Origin of the sequence: Halorubrum sp. SP9 (assembly GCF_005435015.1) — an archaeon.
Classification (GTDB): Archaea; Halobacteriota; Halobacteria; order Halobacteriales; family Haloferacaceae; genus Halorubrum; species Halorubrum sodomense.
This window is the reverse complement of sequence record NZ_SGXU01000263.1, coordinates 1-208: the sequence shown is the minus strand read 5'-3', so window position 1 is coordinate 208 and position 208 is coordinate 1. Positions and strand designations below refer to the sequence as shown.

At 65.9% G+C, this 208-nt stretch carries 1 pseudogene; it reads left to right on the top strand.

What is annotated here, in order from left to right:
- A pseudogene (locus tag EXE45_RS21505) lies at nt 1–208 on the top strand (arsenic resistance protein); the annotation flags it as partial.

Genomic DNA, 208 nt, shown 5'->3' with positions numbered 1-208 from the left:
GGCCGCCGGGACGGTCACTCGATGGCTGTTGCTCCGTCGGTATTCCACGGCGGGTTTCAAGCGCCTGAAGCCGTTGTTCGGCGGACTGTCGTCGCTCGGCGTGATGCTGATCGTGTTCGTCGCGATGACGATGCGGTCCGGTCAGATCCTCGCGGACCCCGTCGCGTCGGCGGTGACGGTCGTTCCGCTGGTAGTGTTTTACGCGGCG